A 19,800-nucleotide genomic window follows, 5' to 3' on the forward strand; every position below is an offset into this window, starting at 1 on the left:
TAAATTTATCAATCAAGAAATAAATTCATGAATATCTTAATTGTTTCTCCATTTTTTCCTCTTCCCCTTTCATCGGGTGGACATACAAGATTATTTAATATCATCAAACACCTCTCGTATCGCCATGTTGTGGATTTAATTTCTCCTATCACAGAAAAGGAGAAGAATCATGTACAGGAGCTTTCCGGGTTTTGCAGAAATATAGTAACGATTAATATTGATAATCTCTATGTTAGAGAGAAAGGTTATTTTTTCAGGATTAATAACTACCTCCGATTATTTAACAGAATATATTGTTTCTTTAAAGGTGTTCCGATGGAAATATCAGGTTTTTATTATCTCGAAATGCAGAAAAAATTAATTAATCTTTTGAAAAATAACAACTATAATATTGTACAGGTTGAGTTGCCTAAAATGGCACAGAATTTTGATAAATCATTTTATAAAGAAAATCGTTCACTTAAGATTCTTGTTGATTACGACATTTCTTTCATCCCCTATTTAAGAAATTATCACTGTGAGAAGAAAAAGTTTTTGAAATTAAAAAAATATATTGATTACAGAATGCATAGATTTTTTGCCTTAAAAACCTGGAATCAGTTTGATAGACTTGTCGTCATGTCAGAGGTTGATAGAAGGAAAGTAAATGATATATTGCCGGAGCTCTCTGTACATGTGATACCGAACGGTGTGGATCTTGCCAGTTTCAGGCCTTTTCCAAAGGAAGAAGGAGATAACAGGTTATTGTTTTTGGGAGGTGCAGGACACTTTCCCAATGTTGATGCGCTTTTTTATTTTTTAAAGGAAATATTCCCAGAGATCAAGAAACGGATAAAAAAGTTCTCTGTGGTAGTTATTGGTGATTGTTGGAATAGATACTCTGATCAACTACCCCACGATGCATCAATAGAGTTTACTGGTTTTGTTAAAGATATACGGCAGTATATCAACGATTCAACTGTTTTAATAACACCAATACGAATTGGTGGCGGCACAAGGCTGAAAATTGTAGAGGCTATGGCGTTGAAGGTCCCTGTTGTCTCTACCTCTGTTGGATGCGAAGGCTTTTCAGTTGAGGATGGACAACATATCTTACTGGCTGATAAACCAGATGATTTTGCTATAAAGGTTCAGGAAGTTTTCTCAAATAAACAATTGTATAATACATTGACAGAGAATGCCTATAAATTGGTAAAGGAAAATTATGGTTGGGACAAATTGGTATTAAAGTTGGAAGACATTTATGAGTATACAACAGAAGAAAGAAAAATGCAGAAAGCCGGTTAATGAAGTCATTACGACAGAGAACACAATAATTTCCATAGTCATTGTCAATTATATGACAAAGGAGTTGTTAAGTGATTGTTTGAAGAGCATTTTCAGGGAGGATTATAAAAGAAATCAGATTATAGTCGTTGACAACAATTCAACTGATGGAAGTGCGGAAATGGTTGAAGAAGATTACCCAACAGTACATCTTATAAAAAATAAAGAAAATGTTGGTTTTGCTAAGGCAAATAATATAGCAATCAAGCATGCCATAGGGGAATATATATTACTTTTGAATCCGGACACGGAACTCACTGACTCGACTATCGAAAAACTTGTTGGATTTATGGAAAAAGATACCAGTGTAAGTGCATGTGGATGTATGGTCTTATATCCTGACGGCAGGATCCAGATTTCCTGTGGTTATTTTCCGTCATTTTCATCTGCTTGTCTGGGAGGTCAATCAATTAATATGCTGTACAGGAAAATTTTTCCCAATAGTAATTTTCTTGGTGCGTGTGGAATTACCCCTGAGGCCCTGAACTCTATTCAAGAAGTAGAGACTCTCCTTGGAGCATGTGTTATGATAAGGAGAGAGGTATTGGAACAGGTTGGGCTTTTTGACGAAAATATGTTTCTGTATTTTGAGGAGTGTGACCTTTTTTACAGGATAAGGAAGGCAGGGGGAAAAGTGATGTATACACCCGATACTAAAGTCATCCACCATGCGGGTGGGAGTAGTAATAAAAATATTTCCAAAGCGGTTATGTACTATCAAAATAGCCAGGAATATTATTTTATAAAAAACTATTCATTAAAAAATATAAAATTATTCAAGATGGCAATCATGATCAGCGCAATAATAAAAACCCCTTTCCTGTCTCTTATGTATGTATTCTGTAATAAGGATAGAAAGTTGGAACAGCGAAGAAAAATAGCCTGGCACTGGTACACGTTTCTCTATCAATTAAAAATGTTAATTTTACAGTAAAGTTTTTTTAAAAAATATTATGAAGCTTATTATCATATATCCTGACATATTAAAAGGCGCGAACTGGTCCGGTTACTATTACACGGGTGTTGGATACATTTCTGCTGCTGCGAAAAAAGCCGGTCATAATGTATCTTTAATGCATATTACCTGCACCCCGGACCAGCATGAATTCATGAATATGCTCAACAATATCATCTCCCCTGGCAATGAAGCTCTTATAGCATTTTCTGCTACAACAAACATGTTTGGCTTTGTAAAACTCTGGGCGTCATGGATAAAAAAAGAATATAAAAATATTATTATTGTTGGAGGCGTACATCCTACCCTAAACCAGGAAGAAACAATCAGTGTAGAAGCTATAGATGCCATATGTATAGGGGAGGGAGAGGCTCCTCTGGTTGAATTTATGGATGCATTAGAAAATGGGCGGGACATAACAGGCATACAGAATATATGGACCAAAGTCAATGGTAAGGTCTGTAAAAATCCTGGCAGGGAAAAAATAAAAGATCTCGATACTTTACCATTTCCTGATAGAGCGATCTTTGATTATAAGAATCTGGACCGTGAGAGAGAGGGAATTGGTGTCTTTATGGCATCGCGTGGGTGCCCATTTAACTGCTCTTACTGTTGCAACCACGCTATTATGAAAAGTATAGGCGCTTCGAAGGGATACCTGAGATTCAGGAGTGTTGATAATGTAATAAAAGAGATGAAGCAGGTAGTTCAAGATTATCCATTTATTAAATATATGCACTTCGATGATGATATCCTTCCGATGAACAAAGATTGGTTTAAAGAATTCTCAGATAAATATTCAAAAGAGATTTCGTTACCATTTGAATGTAACATACGTCCAAACCTCATAGATGAGAATACGATAAAACTTCTCAGCCATTCGGGATGCAGAACACTCAGGATAGGCCTTGAGAGTGGAAATTCTTTCATCAGAAACAAGATATTAAACCGACACCTTTCCGAAGATGAAATCGTCAGGGCCTCTATTATTTGTAAAGATGCGGGCATAAGGCTTTACACATTTAATATGGTGGGTATGCCATTTGAAGATATGCCAGCAAGGCTGGATACTATAAAACTAAACGCTAGAATTAATTCAGATGAAGAACAGGTTTCGATCTTTTACCCTTATGAGAAGACAAAGCTGTTTGATATCTGTATGGAGCAGGGTCTTATCAGAAAAAAAGAAGTGACTGACCCATTCAAAGACACATCGTTATCTTTCAATCGAATTCAAAGGAATCAGATTATCTTTACGGCGTATTACTTTAATTTATTGGTGAGAAATTATAAATTCTACTTTAAATTACCAGAAAGTTTATCAAAAATAATTATTAAAATATCTGATGGGCTGTTCTCTTCCCGCATTATCGCGCTGACTGTTTTTCCAACTATGAATTCCTTTGTGAGGTTCTTGTCAAAGAATAAAAGGCTTGAAGAATTTGCAAGAAAGGTGAAACACACCATTTTAAATAGTAGTACAGTCACAGAGGAATAAAAATGAAGCCATTAAGGATCGGCATCAACGCGTTATTTCGTGGTAAACCTACAGGTGCTGCAAACTACATCATTAACCTGGTTAAGTATTTAGCGAAAATTGACCGGTACAATGAATACTATATTTTTGTTACCGATTCAAATAGAGGTTATTTTGATCTATCGCAGCATAATCAGCATGAAATATTGTGCTCAGTTAAAGCTGAAAGGCCCATCCTCAGAAGGGCATGGGAACAGATAATATTTCCATTTATTGTCAGTGAGCAGAAGTTGGACATTCTACACTGCCCTGTAAACGTTGTGCCAATCTTTTCCAGATGCAGGAATGTTGTTACTTTTCTGGATTGTCAGTACTTTCATGAATCATCGACAAATACATTTTTAAGAAAACTTTTTCATAATCTTTTCATGCGCAAGACATTAAAAAAAGCTGATATCATCATGACGATATCAAACAGCATGAAAGAAGAAATTTTACATTATCTTGGTGACAACGATACTACTGTTTTTGTTACACACCTTGGGCAGGATTACAGCAGAACTAATGGCAGACATGTTGACCCGGAAAGAATTAAACGAGACCTGGGAATAACAAGAAAATATATCCTTTTTGTGGGTTTCCCACAGTACAGGAAGAACCTGACAGGATTACTGAAGGGATTTGCGAATGCCTGTAAAGAACTTCACGAACCTTATGATTTGATTATATGTGGTGATATTGAGACAAAAATAGAATCAGACTATCCTAACATTTTAAGGACAATCGATGAACTAAAGTTTAGAAAATATATAAAGTTTACCAACTATCTGGAAACTGATGATTTGCAGGACTTAATAACAGGAGCGGAGTTTTTTGCATTTCCCTCATTTTATGAAGGTTTTGGGCTTCCCGTCATAGAAGCAATGGCTTGCGGGACACCTGTTTTAGTGTCAGATATACCTGTAATGCGAGAAGTAGCCGGAGAAGCGGGAACGTATATTGATCCATATGATGTTGATGATATTTCAAGGGGTATATGTCAACTGCTTTTAGATAATGACCTCAGAGAGAAGTTGCGAATAAAGGGAAAACAAGTCGCATCTCAATTTACCTGGGAAAATACGGCAAGCAGGACCCTGAAGTGTTATCATCAAACGGTTAAAAAAGATACTTAGTGAGGAATATCCGGTTTAATAAATACTTATGAATAAAGTAATCAGGAATATACAACTTTTCAGACGACATATAAGGTCTTTTTATAGACATAACACACCTGTAAAATTTGCAAACCTCTGTTCTTTATATTTTCATAGATGGACAAACAGGTCTGTATTAAGTGCGTATCCAATTGAAATAATAATTGATCCTATAAATGTATGTGACTTGAAATGTCCCCTGTGTCCCACAGGCCAGAGGGTGAATACAAGACCATTGGGAAGTATGGCCTTTGAAAAGTATCAAAAAATAATTGACGAGCTTTCCAACTGGCTTTACAAGGTACGTTTTTATAGTTGGGGTGAGCCGCTCATGCATAAGGATATTTATAAGATGATAGCATACGCAACAGATAAGAATATAGGTACTGAAATCAGCACAAATTTGAATGTATTTAAAGAGTCGGATGCCAAATCACTAATCGAGTCCGGTCTGGAAGTATTAATAGTTTCTCTTGACGGAGCAGACGAAAAGGTTTATTCCCATTACAGGGTAGGAGGAGACTTTTCTCGTGTAATCAATAATATCAGAGCTATAGTAAAAGAGAAAAAAAAGACGGGGGTGAAAAACCCTTTTATTGAAATACAATTTCTTGTTATGAGACATAACGAATTGCAAATTCCGAATATGAAGTTGTTGGCAAAAGAGCTTGGGGTTGATAGATTGAGGTTTGGTCCAGTAACCGTTAATATGAGAAATGAAGAAGATTTGGATTGGCTTCCTGAAGATGAAAAACTAAGCCGTTATTCCTATAGTGAAAAGAAAGATCAAATATATTCTGTTAGAAAAAAATGTGAATGGCTGTGGCGGAGCACAGTAATCAATTGGGATGGTACTGTATCTCCATGCTGTGTCTATGAAGGAGATAAGAGTGTGTTCGGGTCTTTAGCGGACAGTAAATTTGAAAAGTTATGGAATAATGAAAGTTATCGACAATCAAGAAGCGTGTTCACAAAACATCAGAAAGGAAATAATGGATTGAAAACAATATGTTCGCACTGTAGAGGAATTCCCAGAGCGACAAAGGAGAAACAGCATGGACTATATTAAGGATAATTCATTTAAATATGGAACATTTCTCCTGGCAGGCATACTGTTGCTGGCATTTGTATTAAGGGTATGGGGTATATCATACGGTATGCCGTATCCATACAACCTGGATGAAAAGTTTTTAGTCAATCATTCGCTTGCTTTTGGAACAGGTGATCTGAACCCTCATGTTTTTGATTGGCCAGGAACTCTTCTTATGTATGTATTGTTTGTTATCTTTGTGTTTTATTTTTTAGCGGGATACTTTACAGGCAATTTTATTTCTACCGAAGATTTTGCAATTTCATTTATATCCGACCCTACAAATTTTTATCTTATATCACGCTGCTTTACCGTTCTAATCAGTACACTGACGGTGTATGTTACCTATTATATAGGTAAAAAAATCTATAATAGTAGGACTACAGGGCTGATCGCAGCACTTTTTCTTGCTGTTTCTCCTCTTGTAACCGGCATAGCCCATTTTACATTAACAGATACTCATCTTACATTAATACCAGTCCTCTCTTTTATATACATTTATCAAATTGTAAAGGCAGGTAAATCAAAGTATTATTTTTTTTCAGGTCTACTAATGGGTTTGGGTATGTCAATAAAATATAATGCTGCTGCCTTGATTGTACCAATACTTACCGCACATATATTAAATGTAATACATAACAATCCGGGATTTCTGAAGATTGTTTTTCACAAAGGTATCTTACTTCTATTTTTTTCAGTAGTTCAGGGATTTATAGTTGGTTGTCCTTTTTCTATCATTGATTATTCTGCATTCTATCATGACATACTTTTCGATATTTCTCGTGTGACTGAAATGGGTAACATCAATGCCGAATATACATCACCTTTTATGTTTTATATAAAAGTGGCATTGGCAAAGGGTATTGGAATTGCCATTACAGTAATATGTTTTATTGGGGTTGTTTATGCAATCTATCGCAGAAATTCAGCAAACATTTTATCACTCAGTTTTATAATATTTTATTTTGCGTACATCAGCAGTTGGAAAGTATCAATTGATAAATATTTATTGCCGATTATTCCTTTCATAATTATCAATGGGGCAATGTTCTTGACTTTCATATATAATAAGTACGCTTCTAACGTTAAATACGGCCGTATATTTTTTGTAATTGGAATTTTTATCATTATAGCTTACCCATTAAAACGCTCTATTATAATTGATATTGCTTTAACTAATAGTGACACAAGAAGCCTTGCGAAGGAATGGATTGAAAATAATATACCTGGAGGTACGAAGATTGCCATTGATTCAGGGAGAGTTGACATCGCAAAATTCAGCCCACCAATAAACGATACACCAGAAAATTATTATAATACATTTATTGTAAAGGCTAAGAGTGGAGACAACAAATATCTTAAATCTGGAGAGGAAATGTTTAACAAATATTTTCAGCTTTTGAATAAAATACCTGTTAAGATAAGTTATCCATTAACCAGGATTGTTCTTAGCTCTTATGGTGAAATTGATAAAAATATAAGCCTTCAGCGTTTCATGGATAACGGAGTCAGATATGTCGTGGTAAGTAGTTATGCCTATGAAGGTTATTTGTCTGATACTTACAAAAGTAATCATCCTGAGGCTGCTGAATATTATACTGAATTTTATCAGTCTATTAATGAAGAGTGTATCCTGATAAATGAGTTTCCATCAGAAGTTGGTAAAAGATTAGGTCCAACGATTAAGATTTATAAGATTCCCTATGAAGAATCAAAAAGGTGAGAAGAGAAACCAAATACCTGTTACATAAATATCGAGTCGCCAGTATGTAATGACGGTTATTTCAAAAAAACTTGCTTTGTATTATTTTGTATTAAGCAATAAATCACTTATGTGCAACAGGATAAAAGATCAAGGTCCTTTCGCTGATATATGAGCTGTATGTTTACACGGTTTATTCTGAAGATTTCTGTTTAAGATACTGGATTATTGGCAGGAAAAAAAATAGAGATAATGATGAAAGATTTAACAATTTCCATTGTAAATTATAATTCGAAGGAACATATTTTGAAATGTATAGAGTCAATATATGCTCATGGGGAAGGTATTGATATTGATGTTTATGTAGTTGATAATAATTCCACTGACGGCAGTGTTGATGATATAAAAAAGAATTATCCTGATGTTAAATTAATTATGAATAATGAAAACAGAGGATTTGGAGATGCTAATAACCAGGTACTTAAACGGTTTAATTCAAGATACTGTTTAATAACAAATCCTGATATAATTATTCTTTCTGGTACCCTTCAGGAGTTGGTGAAATTTATGGATGCGAATAAGGATGCCGGCGCGGTAGGATGTAAAGTTTTAAATCCAGATAGATCGTTACAGTATTCTTGTAGAAGGTATCCCTCTTTTATCATGTCAATTAGTAGAGGATTATTGATTGATTCAATTTTTCCAAATAATAAGATTATAAAAAAATACCTCATGATGGATTCGGAACATGATAAAGTCATGCCTGTTGAATGGCTTACAGGTTGTTGTTTAATGGTCAGACACGAAACAATAAAAGAGGTTGGTACATTTGATAAAAACTTTTTTATGTATTTTGAAGATGTCGATATTTGCCGCAGGATAAATAAAAATTGGAAGGTGTATTATCTACCGGACGTCCAGATGATACATGGGTATCAAAGCAATAGTAGAAGAATTGGAAATTTGAAGCATAAGTTAATTCATTTGAAAAGCGCAATTTACTTTTTTAAAAAACACGGATTATTTACCAATAATACAGATGTTTTACAGGAGAACTAATATGAAAAACTTAAAAAATATGTTGGTTTTTGTATTTTCTTTCATCGTAATATTTGCAGCAGTTGTTTCTTGTTCAACACATAAGGGGATTGGAAGCGATATTAGCAGCAATACAATAGTTGATAGTTTTGAGAATAAACTTAAAGGATGGAGTGTATTTAAACATCCAACGGTTAATATTAAATATACTCTTGATTCAAATAAGGTGAAGGACGGAAGAATGGCTATGAAGATAGATTATTCCTTCAAGAAGAAAAATCCCTTCATTGCTTTTCTTATTAAAGACCTTGGCACAACCCGGGATTGGTCAGAATATGATTCAATTGGATTATGGACTTTTATACCTGAGAAAGCTAAGGGCTTGAGCAATTTATCCATAATGGCATATGATGACGATGGGAACGCTTATATAGCACAGCATGTTAGAAATCTCAAGGAAGCTGGCTGGGAAAGATCAACAGTATCTTTTTCACAATTTGTTTACTCAAGCGGTCCATCCAGCGATAAGCCCTTAGACCTGGAACAGATAAGAAAGATAGCAGTCGGTATATATCAGCCATCCAGTTTCAAGGACAAAAAATTCTCCATTTATATTGATGATATACGACTTATCAGGAAAGGAGACGACCAGAAACAGGACCCCAGTGGTACTGAAATTACTAAAGAAACTCCTGTGCAGAGAGATGACGGGCAAGGCATTTCCACTGTCAGCAAGCTCCCCAAAGGAACTCCATTACAGGGAACTGATTTTTTAGTAGATAATTTTGATTCAGGCCTTTCTGGCTGGTCAACTAATCAGACGAAAACATTAAAACTTAATTATTCCATAGATGATTCTATAAGAAAAGAAGGGAACCCTTCTCTCAAATTACAATATAAATTTAAAAAGAAGAAACCCTTTCTGGGATTTGTTGAAAAAGATTTAGGCTCAACCAGAAATTGGAAAGGTTCAGATTCGATCACCTTCTGGTCCCATATTCCTCAAGGGGCAAAAGGCCTTATTGATTTATCTGTCATGTTATACGAAGAAGATGGAAGCGCGTATATAGCACAGCATGCCAGAGGGTTGAAAACGACTGGTTGGAAGGAAATAACCGTCCCATTTTCAAAATTCTTTTTATCCGGAGGTAAGAATAAAGATGAAAATGATAGATTAGATCTTGATCAGATTAGAAAAATCGGCATAGGGATTTATCAGCCAAAAAAATTTAAAGATAAAAAATTTATTATTTATGTAAATAATATACGCGCAGTACATACTGGTAGCCAGAGGACAGCAACGCAACTACCCGGCACGCGGATAACCAGGCCTGAAGAATTAGGAAAATTTGAGCCAGAGGATGGTAATGTCTATCATGGAGTGTGGTTTTTTCCAGGTTTGAAGAAGATTGTTGATAAAGGAGGTACCGTTCCATGGGAAAAGCAATTAGACGAAAATGAGATTTCAGAATACGAAAACCTTGCAGGAAGAACGTCAACAATTTTATCTTTTGGCTGGCCGTTCACTAAGGAATTTCCTATGCAAATGTGTAAAAAAATAGATCAGATGGGCAAGGTTCCTCACCTGGGTGCCATTGCCAGCAAAACAAAACCTTCAGAGGTAATTAAAGGGAATCTGGACAAAACAATTAAAAATTGGGCTAAAGGAGCGAAAGAATTTAGAAAGCCTATATTTTTCAGATTTTTCTCAGAAATGAATGGCAACTGGAATAATTTCAGTGCGGCATTAAACCCATCAGAGACTCCTCAGATGTTTATTCAAGCATGGCGGCATGTGGTTAATACATTCAGGAAGTATGGAGCGGACAACCTTATATTTGTCTGGGCCCCTTTAGGTGTAGATATAGGTAGTGTTCACTGGACAGAATACTATCCTGGTGATGAATATGTAGATTGGGTGGGAATCTCGGTGTACTCTTTTCTGGGCAACGGTGATCCGGAATCACAGATTATGGGTATATATAATGACTACGCACAACGCAAACCGATAATGATTGCTGAAAGTGCTGCCGGGGATGCAGATAATAATCCAAAAAAATATAATCCGGGGAACAGATATGCTGATAGTCCGGAAAAATGGATTAATAGATATTTTGATACGTTAGAAAAAAAAGCACCACGTGTTAAGGCTTTCATCTGGTTTAACATAGAGAAAGAAAGAGTATGGAGGATCCAGGAGTCACCGAAAAAATTAAAATCTATAAAAAACGTTTAAGTAACAAACGATATGGTGCAAAACCTGAATAAAATTTATTCAAAATACGCTTTTTTCTGTAGCAGGTAAATTTTTAATTCTGGTGATTAATGCAAATCATTAAAGGCAATAGTTTGATTAATTTTTTCTATAAAAAAATTAAGGTAAGCAGCTGAATGGTTGTTCGGTATATCATATAGTTAGTTTACATACGAATCTCATAATACCGGTAATAACGAATTAGTATAAAGGGAGTTAACATGAAAGTTGTTTTAATAAATCCACCAGTAGGTGCCGAAAGATACAAATCAAACCAGTCTTGTATACCCAGGGCAGGACTTGGATATCTGGCTTCTTATCTGGAGAAAAACAGCATACATTGTGATGTAATCGATGGAAAGTTTGAATGGTTATCTGTAGAAGATATCTGTAATAAAGTTTCTGCCACTAAACCTGAAATAGTTGGGTTTTCTGCGATGACACCTGATATTTTTGCTGCAAGTAATATTGCAAAAAGGATAAAAGAGGTTATGCCGGACATTTTTATCGTTTTAGGAGGGGCACATGCTATCGCTATGCCCCGGGAAAGTCTTAATGAATTTCCAGAAATTGATTTTGTCGTTACCGGTGAAGGAGAAGAGACACTTGTTGAACTGGTAAATTCGATTTCCGGCGCAAGGAATTATCGTGAAATATCAGGCCTGGGTTTCCGAAAAGGCAAAGAGATTGTAATAAATCCATCAAGAGGTTATATTCGTAATCCTGACTCGTTGCCATTTCCCGCATGGGACAAATTTAAAAATAACAGCAATACCTATTTTGTACTTTCATCAAGGGGATGTCCATACCAATGCTCTTTCTGTATGAGATCATCGGGTAATGTTGTCAGAGATCGTACGCCAGAGAATGTTGTTAAGGAAATTGAATGGCTGGTAGAGAAGTTTAATCCAAAAAAAATAATATTTATAGATGAAACATTTACTTTAAGAAAGGCAAAAGTGCTGGAACTAACGAGTCTTCTTTTGAAGAAAGGTTTAAATAAAAAAATAAAATGGGTTGCCCAGACACGAGTTGATAAAAGAGATCCTGAAGTATTTGCAAGGATGAAGGAAGCAGGCTGCGAACAGATAGAATTTGGGGTCGAAAGCGGAAATCAGCAAATACTAAATAATGTTGATAAAAGTATAACTTTGACACAAGTAGAAGAGACGGTAAAGCTTGCCAGGAAGACAGGGTTGTTTATCGCCTGTACTTTTATCATTGGTCATCCTTATGAGACCGAAGAAACAATAAAGGATACTATTAACTTTGCCGTAAAGTTAAAACCTGATTTTGTGTCATTTGGCATAATGTCGCCGTATCCGGGAACGAAGATATGGGACATGGCGAGAGTGGGAGAAGGCAATTACCGGTTGTTATCACATAACTGGGAAGAGTATACAAGGTTTGGAGGTGGTTGTCTGGAATTGACAAATCTTCCCAGAAAAAGACTGGAAGTGTTGCAGGTAAAGGCATACGTTTCCTTTTATCTAAGAACTTTCAAGATTATAAGGTTTATCCAATATAGTCTTCCAAGGTTAAAACAGTCAAAAGTGGTCTTAAAGAAGGCTTTTTTTGGTAAAGTATAAAACTAGGCTAAATGGAAACTGTTATTGTCATACCAACTTATAACGAGGAAGAAAATATAAAAAAATTACTTGCTGAAATATTTTCTTTAAACATGGATATTGATGTGGTAGTAGTTGATGACTCCTCACCTGATAAAACAGCTGATATTGTTGAACAGTTAAAAATGAGCAATCAGAGAATTCATCTAATTCGCAGGAACAGGCAGAAAAGCTTTGCAGCATCTTATCAAGATGGATTTGAATACGCACAAAGTATGAGGCCGAAATATATATTTCAGATGGATGCAGATCTTTCACACCCTTCAAAGTTTATCCCTGACTTTTTAAAAAATATTGCAGGAAATGATCTGATAATTGGTTCAAGGTATATAAAAGGAATTCGCGTTATCAACTGGTCAATAAAAAGACTTGCAATGAGTCTTTTCGCAAACAGGTATATTAAATATGTGCTTAGTCTCCCTTTCGAAGACTGTACCAGTGGGTTCAGATGCTGGGACGCACGGGCATTAAGCAATATATGCATGAACCATATGTCTTCAAACGGTTATGCTTTTCTCGTAGAAATGGTATATATCGCGCATAAAAATAAATACACTATAAAAGAGATACCTATCGTATTTGTCGAAAGAAATTTTGGTGTTTCCAAAATGTCGTTCAATTTGATTATTGAATCTACGCTGCTGCCATGGAAACTATTGTTAAAGAATATTATTAGAAGACAAAAATAGTAAAGCAAAAGAGTTTATAAAAATTGTATGTCAGGAAAGTGAGGCAAAAATGAGGGTACTGTTCTATTACAGAGGGATTGAAGCGCCCGGGGTTGAATATCTTATGTCGTACCTCAAGATGAAAGGTCATCAGGTAGGGCTGCTGTTTGACCCTGGCCTTGATGACAATCTCTTTCTAAAACTCAAATTTATGAAAAGGTTCAATCAGTATGAATACCTCCTCGAGAAGGCCAGGGACTTTAAACCTGATATCCTTGCTTTTTCTATTGTTACTAATATATATCCTTTTATTAATGCGATACTCCCCACATTAAAAAAAGAGTTATCTGTCCCGGTTATTGCTGGAGGTCCACATGTATCAGCTCTCCCTGAGTATGTGCTTCAGAATGAGCATATTGATATGGCTTGCATAGGAGAAGGGGAATTAGCTTTTGCGGAGTTACTGGATAAAATGGAGAGGGGCGTAGAAATATATGATACTAAAAATATATGGTTCAAAAAAGACGGCGAGATAATTAAAAATGATCTCAGGGGCCTGGTAGAGGATCTTGACCAATTGCCGTTCCCGGAGAAAGGTCCATTTTATGAATACGGATGTTTTCATGACAACCTGGAGGTAGTGACGGGGAGGGGGTGCCCCTACAATTGCACATTTTGTAATATCCATTTTCAGCGTAGTCAGACAAAAGGGAAAGGAAATTTTTTACGGCAAAGAAGCGGCGCCAACGTTATACAGGAAATAAAAAAGCATCTGGAACTATATGATGTAAAGTGCATAACATTCCATGATGACAACTTCACTTCGCATCCGCAGTGGATAGAGGAATTTACAGAACTTTATAGAAAAGAGGTGAACCTGCCTTTTTACTGTTTTGCCTATCCAACTTCGGTTAACAGGGAGATTATATCTCACCTGAAACGCGCAAACTGTATGCAGATTTTTATGGGACTAGAGTCTGGGGACCCGAATATTCGCAGGGATATTCTAAAGAGGCCCATGTCTAATGAGCGGATAATAAGTTCTGCAAATATCATAAAGGATTCCGGTATTAGGCTGCAAATTTCAGGTATATTCGGATTTCCTGAGGAAAAACCTGAGTCCATGTGGAAAACAGTTGAGCTGGCAGAAACCATAGCTCCAGACCTGATAACCGGCTATGTATTTTATCCTTTCCCGAAGACTGAATTATTTAATTACGCAGTCAAGAGCGGATATCTTGGTGAGGAGGAAGTTGAAATGGTAAAAAGAGGCGAAGGTGCAATCCATCATGAAAGTATCCTCAGGCATCCTGAGAAGAAATTGGCCTCTACGCTTGCCAGGCTCATCCCGATATACATTAAATCGCCATCTCTATTCAAGCCACTAATTAAGAAAATCATGGTCAGAAAGAAGGCCAGGCTGGCCCTTTTGATTTATTTAGTATCAATTCCTGTCGCCTTACCTTTTCTGGGTATAGAAGGGATAAAAGTAACTCTCAAGATGGCCTGGCGTGCATATCATTTGAGGCGCAAGCCGTTAGCTCAAGAGGATCAGGTGTTTTAAAACGACATCTTGTGGCATTTGAGGCGATTTTTCATTATGCAGAAAAGAAAATACGGGTAAAGGTGAAAGCTGGCTAGAGGGATCATCAGTTGCGTTTATATAGACAGTAAAAATATATGTTAGGAAATAAGGGGTAATATGAAGGTACTTTTTTACTACAGGGGAATTGAATCTATCGGAGTGGAATATCTTATGTCCTATCTGAAAATGAAGGGACATAATGTAGAACTGATTTTCGACCCCGGGTTGGATGATAACCATTTCCTGAAACTTAAGTTCATGAAAAAATTTAATCAGTATGAATCCCTCCTGGAAAAGGCTAAAAGTTTTGATCCAGACATTATCGCGGTTTCCATTCCGACTAATTTATATCCTTTTGTTAATAGAATAATACCTCTCTTGAAAAAGGAATTACCCGTCCCCATAATAGCGGGCGGTCCGCATGTATCAAGCCTTCCTGAATATGTTCTGGAGAACGAAAATATTGACATGATATGCATTGGAGAAGGGGAAGAGGCGTTTGCAGAGCTTTTGGACAAAATGGAGAAAAAATTAAACATCTATGATACAAAAAATATGTGGTTTAAAAAAGAGGGAAGAATTATCAAAAACGGTACCAGGAACTTGATTGCAGACTTGGACCAGTTGCCTTTTCCTGATAAAAGCCTGTTTTATGAATATGGATGTTTTTATGATAATCTCGAAATGGTAACCGGAAGAGGGTGCCCATTCAAATGCACATTTTGTAATATCCATTTCCAGCGCAGTTTGGCAAAGGACAAAGGTAGTTTTATACGCAGAAGAAGTATTCCAAATATCATACAGGAACTTAATGAACATTTGAATCGATATGATATAAAATATATATCATTCCACGACGACAATTTCACTACGAGTATCGATTGGATAGAGGAATTTGCAGAACTTTACAAGAAAGAGATTAATCTTCCTTTTTATTGTTTTGCGTATCCTACAACAGTTAATAAAGAAATAGTATCACAACTTAAGAACGCAAACTGTATGCAGATATTTATGGGTATGGATTCAGGCGATCCGGATATTAGAAAGAATCTTCTCAAAAGGCCTATGTCTGACGAGCGAATAGAGATGTCAGCTAAAATCATAAAAGATTCAGGTATAAAACTGCAATTGTCAACTATATTTGGATTTCCGGAAGAGACCCCGGAGTCAATGTGGAAAACCTTACACCTTGCGGAAAAGGTAAATCCTGATATCGCATCAGGCTATATATTCTATCCCTTTCCAAAAACAGAACTATATGAATACTCTATCAAAAAGGGGTATCTTGGTAATGAAGAAATCGAGAGGATCAAAAGGGGTGAAGGTGGTTATCATCATGGCAGTATTCTTAAACATCCTTACAAAAAATTAGCCGTGACACTATCTAAGCTTATACCTGTTTATAACAAAACTCCATCAATGTTCAGGCCTTTAATAAAATGGCTCATGGCCAGAGAATGTACAAAGCTGGCTCTTGTTATTTATATAATCTCTATTCCTATAGCTTTTCCATTTCTGGGTATTGACGGTATAAAAGTGACTCTTAGAATGGCCTGGAAAGCATATAGGATGAAGGTGAAGACAGCAAGGCGTGGGAATTAACAAGGGAATGTTTTCTATCAATGGATGTAAGAACTGATAATCAAGGGTTAAACGGTCAAGAGTTTAAAAAGCAGTCTATTGTTCTTGAGTCAAGACCAACTCGCGCGTGGATTTCATTTGCAGGTAAATGTAACCTTAAGTGTGCCCACTGTCCCCGAGCAAGCTATAATGAGTCGGATTTGAGTTCCAATGACATGTCACTGGAACTATTTGAAAAACTTAAAATCCTTTTTCCATTACTGGAAAAATGCAAGATTGGAGGCAATAACCTTGGCGAACAGCTTTTAGCTGAACATTGGGAACGTTTTTCAGATTGTATTGGTAAATATCCTTTTGAGCGTTATTTAGTAACAAATGGGTTACTTTTAGATTCTGAAAAGATTACTCAATTAGTAAGAAATGGCTGGAGTATCGATTTTTCTACTGAAGGTGCTACAAAAGAGACCTATCGAAGCATAAGAGGTGGTAATTTTGACAAATTTATTGCTGTTATTCAAGAATGTTGTAACCAGAAGAAATCTCATGGATCAACTAACGCTAAAGTAAGGATTGGTTTTACCGCTTTTTATGACAATATCAGCGAATTATTATTACTTATAAGAACTGGTGCTGACCTGGGAGTGGATGAAATTTTAGTATCACACCTTATACCTACAAAAGAATGTCAAAGAAATCAATCCCTCGTGTATCATAAAGGGTTGTCTAACTCTATTTTTAACGAAGCAAGGACCCTGGCTCAAGAATTGGGAATTTCACTTAAACTGCCTCCGCCATTTCCCATCAGGAAAATGAAGGGCGAGAATGGGTCTATGGAAGAGACAACCAGTCAATGGGCAAATAAATTGTGTCATCATCCATGGACATCTATCAGTGTAGATGAAAATGGTGTTGTTATGCCATGCTGTGTTTTTGATACACCGATGGGTAATCTGCAGGAAGAAGGTTTTGAAGAGATCTGGAATAACCGAAGGTATCAGAGACTGAGAAAGACCGTTAATTCAAACCCCACTGGTAAGTGCAGGAATTGCCCACTCAGGGGAAGAGAATATACAGGTATGAATTGCAACGATGATTTGGCGCTATTAAGCGTAATAGGCATAGCAGATCATATTGACACCGGCTACTTTCTCCGTTTGAAGGTAAGAGAAGTTTTTGGTCAAACAGGGTGGGGTAAAAAAATGCTGCATAAAATAAAGTCTATCAATAAAAGATTTACATTTTAGAATATTAATCGTGTTTAAAGAAATCAATTATTTTTGAAAATATGAGAAGTTATGTAAATAATGAATGTGTGTGCCAGTTCTTTTCTGGTTTCCAATGTTCTTTTAGATTGATGTTGGACATGTAACATCTGGAATGGTTTGTTATTGTTTTTATTGTTAAATAGTGTAAAATGGAATACGATTTTTATTGTTTGGTTAAATGTATAAAAAAATCAAAGACAAGGCGCTTCTGTCGTTCTTCTCTCAGAATAACACTTTGAAGTGTCAGTCTTGTTTTTTTAGTCAAGAATATAACTTGATAGATAATAGAGTTATCGAAAATCTTTAAACATAAAAAAATATTTTTTTAACATGTATGGCCGTATGGAGGTAACGTTATGAAGATTCGAAGTATGATATGTTACACGGTTTTGATATTTTTTTTCCTGCTGGTGTTTTCGAAGATATCATCAGCATGGTTCAGTGACCCTAAAATCAATACACCCATTCAACCTGTGACAGTCAGTCAGATAGATCATTCTGCTTTGTCTGATGGTACAGGTGGGGCTATAATAACCTGGGCAGAGAATGTAGGTGGTAACCCTCAAGAGTTTGATATTTACGCGCAAAAGATAGATTCTCAGGGAAATAGAGTATGGCCTTTCCCAATAGAAATATGCACTGCTCCGAGCTTTCAGGGAATACCAAAGATTACGCGTGATGGTGTAGGAGGTGCGATTATCGTCTGGCATGATACGAGAAGTGGATTTGGCCAGGGAGGGCAGGAAGGTGACGAATTTGATAATTTTGATATTTATGCACAACGAATAAACGGTGATGGACAGATACTGTGGGCAGAAAATGGTGTTCCCGTTTCTGAATCTGCCAAATGGCAGGTATATCCCGTTATTGACACGGACGGACTTGGCGGTGCAATTATTGCCTGGGATGACGGGCGGTCTTTTAATTCTCAGGTTTATGTTCAAAGAGTTGACCAGAATGGAAATATTCTCTGGGGACAGGACGGTTTACTGATTGCGGTGATACCTCCGGAAGATGGTCAGTCAGACCCCAGAATTGTTGCTGACGGATTTGGAGGTGCAATCGTTGCCTGGACTGACTTGCGATCAGGCATTAATACTGACGCCTACGGACAAAGGGTTGATGGAAATGGAAACAGGTTATGGGGGATAGGCGGCGTTCCGTTGGCTTCAGTTGTTGGAGACCAGCTCTTGGTTAGAGTAGCGAGTGATGGTGTTGGCGGGGGTATATTTTCATGGACAGACTCGCGTGATGGAAGTGAAGAGTTTGATATATATGCTCAGAGAGTAGATGCGGGAGGCACTATTGCCTGGTCTCCTGAAGGGATACCCGTCTGTAATATAACGGGAAGTCAGATAAAAAATGAGATAATCAGCGATGGTCTGGGAGGGGCGCTTGTTACATGGGAAGATGGAAGAAGAAGTGACTCGGTAAATAACATTACTCATACAGACTTATACGTTCAGAAGGTTAATTCTCAGGGACTTACTGTCTGGGACGCTGGAGGGGTTGTAGTAGCTGCTACCGATGAAGCTCAAATACGTCCCTCAATATTGTCAGATGGTTCAGGAGGAGCGTTTATATCATGGCAGGATTTTTTCAGGGGAGGTACCTGGTGGAACATATACGCTCAACATATTGACGAAAGCGGGCAGGCAAAGTGGAAAAATGATGGGATCCCTGTTTCCATTGCAGATGAAATACAAACCGATCCACTTATTATTTCAGATGGGACTGGGGGGGTAATTATTTTGTGGTATGACAACAGGGCTGGCACTTATTTTAATATATTTGCACAACAGGTAGATTCCCGTGGTCTGCTCGATGGCGGTAAATATAATTTTTTTACAGCTGATAAGGATGGTAACCCGAAAACCGCATTTGCGCCGGGTGAATTGATTCTGTTTAAATCTTCATGGACTGTACCGGCTCCATTAATATCAGGTACATATCTTGGTTTATCCGGAACAGTCATTAATTCAGGCGCTAAATTTCAGGGTGATACTACTACCTATGAGGTAAGTCCATAGTATCA

14 protein-coding genes are annotated in these 19,800 nt (G+C 36.7%); all 14 read left to right on the forward strand.

The features are described from left to right. Positions 1-27: 27 nt before the first annotated feature. The 14 genes from SCALIN_RS00600 (at position 28) to SCALIN_RS00665 (ending at position 19,795) form a co-directional block, all read left to right on the forward strand. Positions 28-1,287 carry a glycosyltransferase family 4 protein gene (locus SCALIN_RS00600; protein ID WP_096892326.1) on the forward strand — a complete coding sequence of 420 codons (1,260 nt, stop codon included), beginning with the start codon at positions 28-30 and terminating at the stop codon, positions 1,285-1,287. Next, a complete protein-coding gene (locus SCALIN_RS00605) occupies positions 1,244-2,260 on the forward strand; it encodes a glycosyltransferase family 2 protein (RefSeq protein WP_096892327.1) in 1,017 nt (338 codons plus the stop codon). Before SCALIN_RS00600 ends, SCALIN_RS00605 begins: the two co-directional genes overlap by 44 nt. Positions 2,261-2,279: 19 nt before the next feature. After that, positions 2,280-3,779, forward strand: coding sequence for a B12-binding domain-containing radical SAM protein (locus SCALIN_RS00610; RefSeq protein ID WP_096892328.1), 1,500 nt, complete (start codon positions 2,280-2,282; stop codon positions 3,777-3,779). A gap of 2 nt (positions 3,780-3,781) precedes the next feature. Further along, complete coding sequence (locus SCALIN_RS00615; protein ID WP_096892329.1) at positions 3,782-4,933, forward strand: glycosyltransferase family 4 protein; 1,152 nt, start codon at positions 3,782-3,784, stop codon at positions 4,931-4,933. Between the two features lie 28 nt (positions 4,934-4,961). Beyond that, positions 4,962-6,023 carry a radical SAM protein gene (locus SCALIN_RS00620; protein WP_096892330.1) on the forward strand — a complete coding sequence of 354 codons (1,062 nt, stop codon included), beginning with the start codon at positions 4,962-4,964 and terminating at the stop codon, positions 6,021-6,023. Beyond that, positions 6,010-7,767 carry an ArnT family glycosyltransferase gene (locus SCALIN_RS00625; RefSeq protein WP_096892331.1) on the forward strand — a complete coding sequence of 586 codons (1,758 nt, stop codon included), beginning with the start codon at positions 6,010-6,012 and terminating at the stop codon, positions 7,765-7,767. The genes SCALIN_RS00620 and SCALIN_RS00625 overlap by 14 nt, the downstream gene beginning before the upstream one ends. Before the next feature lie 207 nt (positions 7,768-7,974). Then, positions 7,975-8,805 carry a glycosyltransferase family 2 protein gene (locus SCALIN_RS00630; RefSeq protein WP_096892332.1) on the forward strand — a complete coding sequence of 277 codons (831 nt, stop codon included), beginning with the start codon at positions 7,975-7,977 and terminating at the stop codon, positions 8,803-8,805. A 1-nt stretch (position 8,806) separates the two neighbouring features. Beyond that, a complete protein-coding gene (locus SCALIN_RS00635) occupies positions 8,807-11,020 on the forward strand; it encodes a glycosyl hydrolase (protein ID WP_162532084.1) in 2,214 nt (737 codons plus the stop codon). A gap of 239 nt (positions 11,021-11,259) precedes the next feature. Beyond that, a complete protein-coding gene (locus SCALIN_RS00640; RefSeq protein ID WP_096892334.1) occupies positions 11,260-12,627 on the forward strand; it encodes a B12-binding domain-containing radical SAM protein in 1,368 nt (455 codons plus the stop codon). Between the two features lie 11 nt (positions 12,628-12,638). Continuing rightward, positions 12,639-13,355, forward strand: a complete 717-nt coding sequence (locus tag SCALIN_RS00645; protein ID WP_096892335.1) for a polyprenol monophosphomannose synthase — start codon at positions 12,639-12,641, stop codon at positions 13,353-13,355. 49 nt (positions 13,356-13,404) lie between these two features. Continuing rightward, positions 13,405-14,898, forward strand: a complete 1,494-nt coding sequence (locus SCALIN_RS00650; RefSeq protein ID WP_096892336.1) for a B12-binding domain-containing radical SAM protein — start codon at positions 13,405-13,407, stop codon at positions 14,896-14,898. Between the two features lie 138 nt (positions 14,899-15,036). After that, the gene (locus SCALIN_RS00655) at positions 15,037-16,521 is read left to right on the forward strand and encodes a B12-binding domain-containing radical SAM protein (protein ID WP_096892337.1); all 1,485 of its coding nucleotides are present in this window, start codon (positions 15,037-15,039) and stop codon (positions 16,519-16,521) included. Between the two features lie 20 nt (positions 16,522-16,541). Next, positions 16,542-17,744, forward strand: a complete 1,203-nt coding sequence (locus SCALIN_RS00660) for a radical SAM/SPASM domain-containing protein (RefSeq protein ID WP_096892338.1) — start codon at positions 16,542-16,544, stop codon at positions 17,742-17,744. A 377-nt stretch (positions 17,745-18,121) separates the two neighbouring features. Next, the gene (locus SCALIN_RS00665) at positions 18,122-19,795 is read left to right on the forward strand and encodes a hypothetical protein (RefSeq protein WP_133111562.1); all 1,674 of its coding nucleotides are present in this window, start codon (positions 18,122-18,124) and stop codon (positions 19,793-19,795) included. The last annotated feature ends 5 nt before the right edge of the window (positions 19,796-19,800 follow it).

Origin of the sequence: Candidatus Scalindua japonica (assembly GCF_002443295.1) — a bacterium.
In the GTDB taxonomy this organism is placed as follows: domain Bacteria; phylum Planctomycetota; class Brocadiia; order Brocadiales; family Scalinduaceae; genus Scalindua; species Scalindua japonica.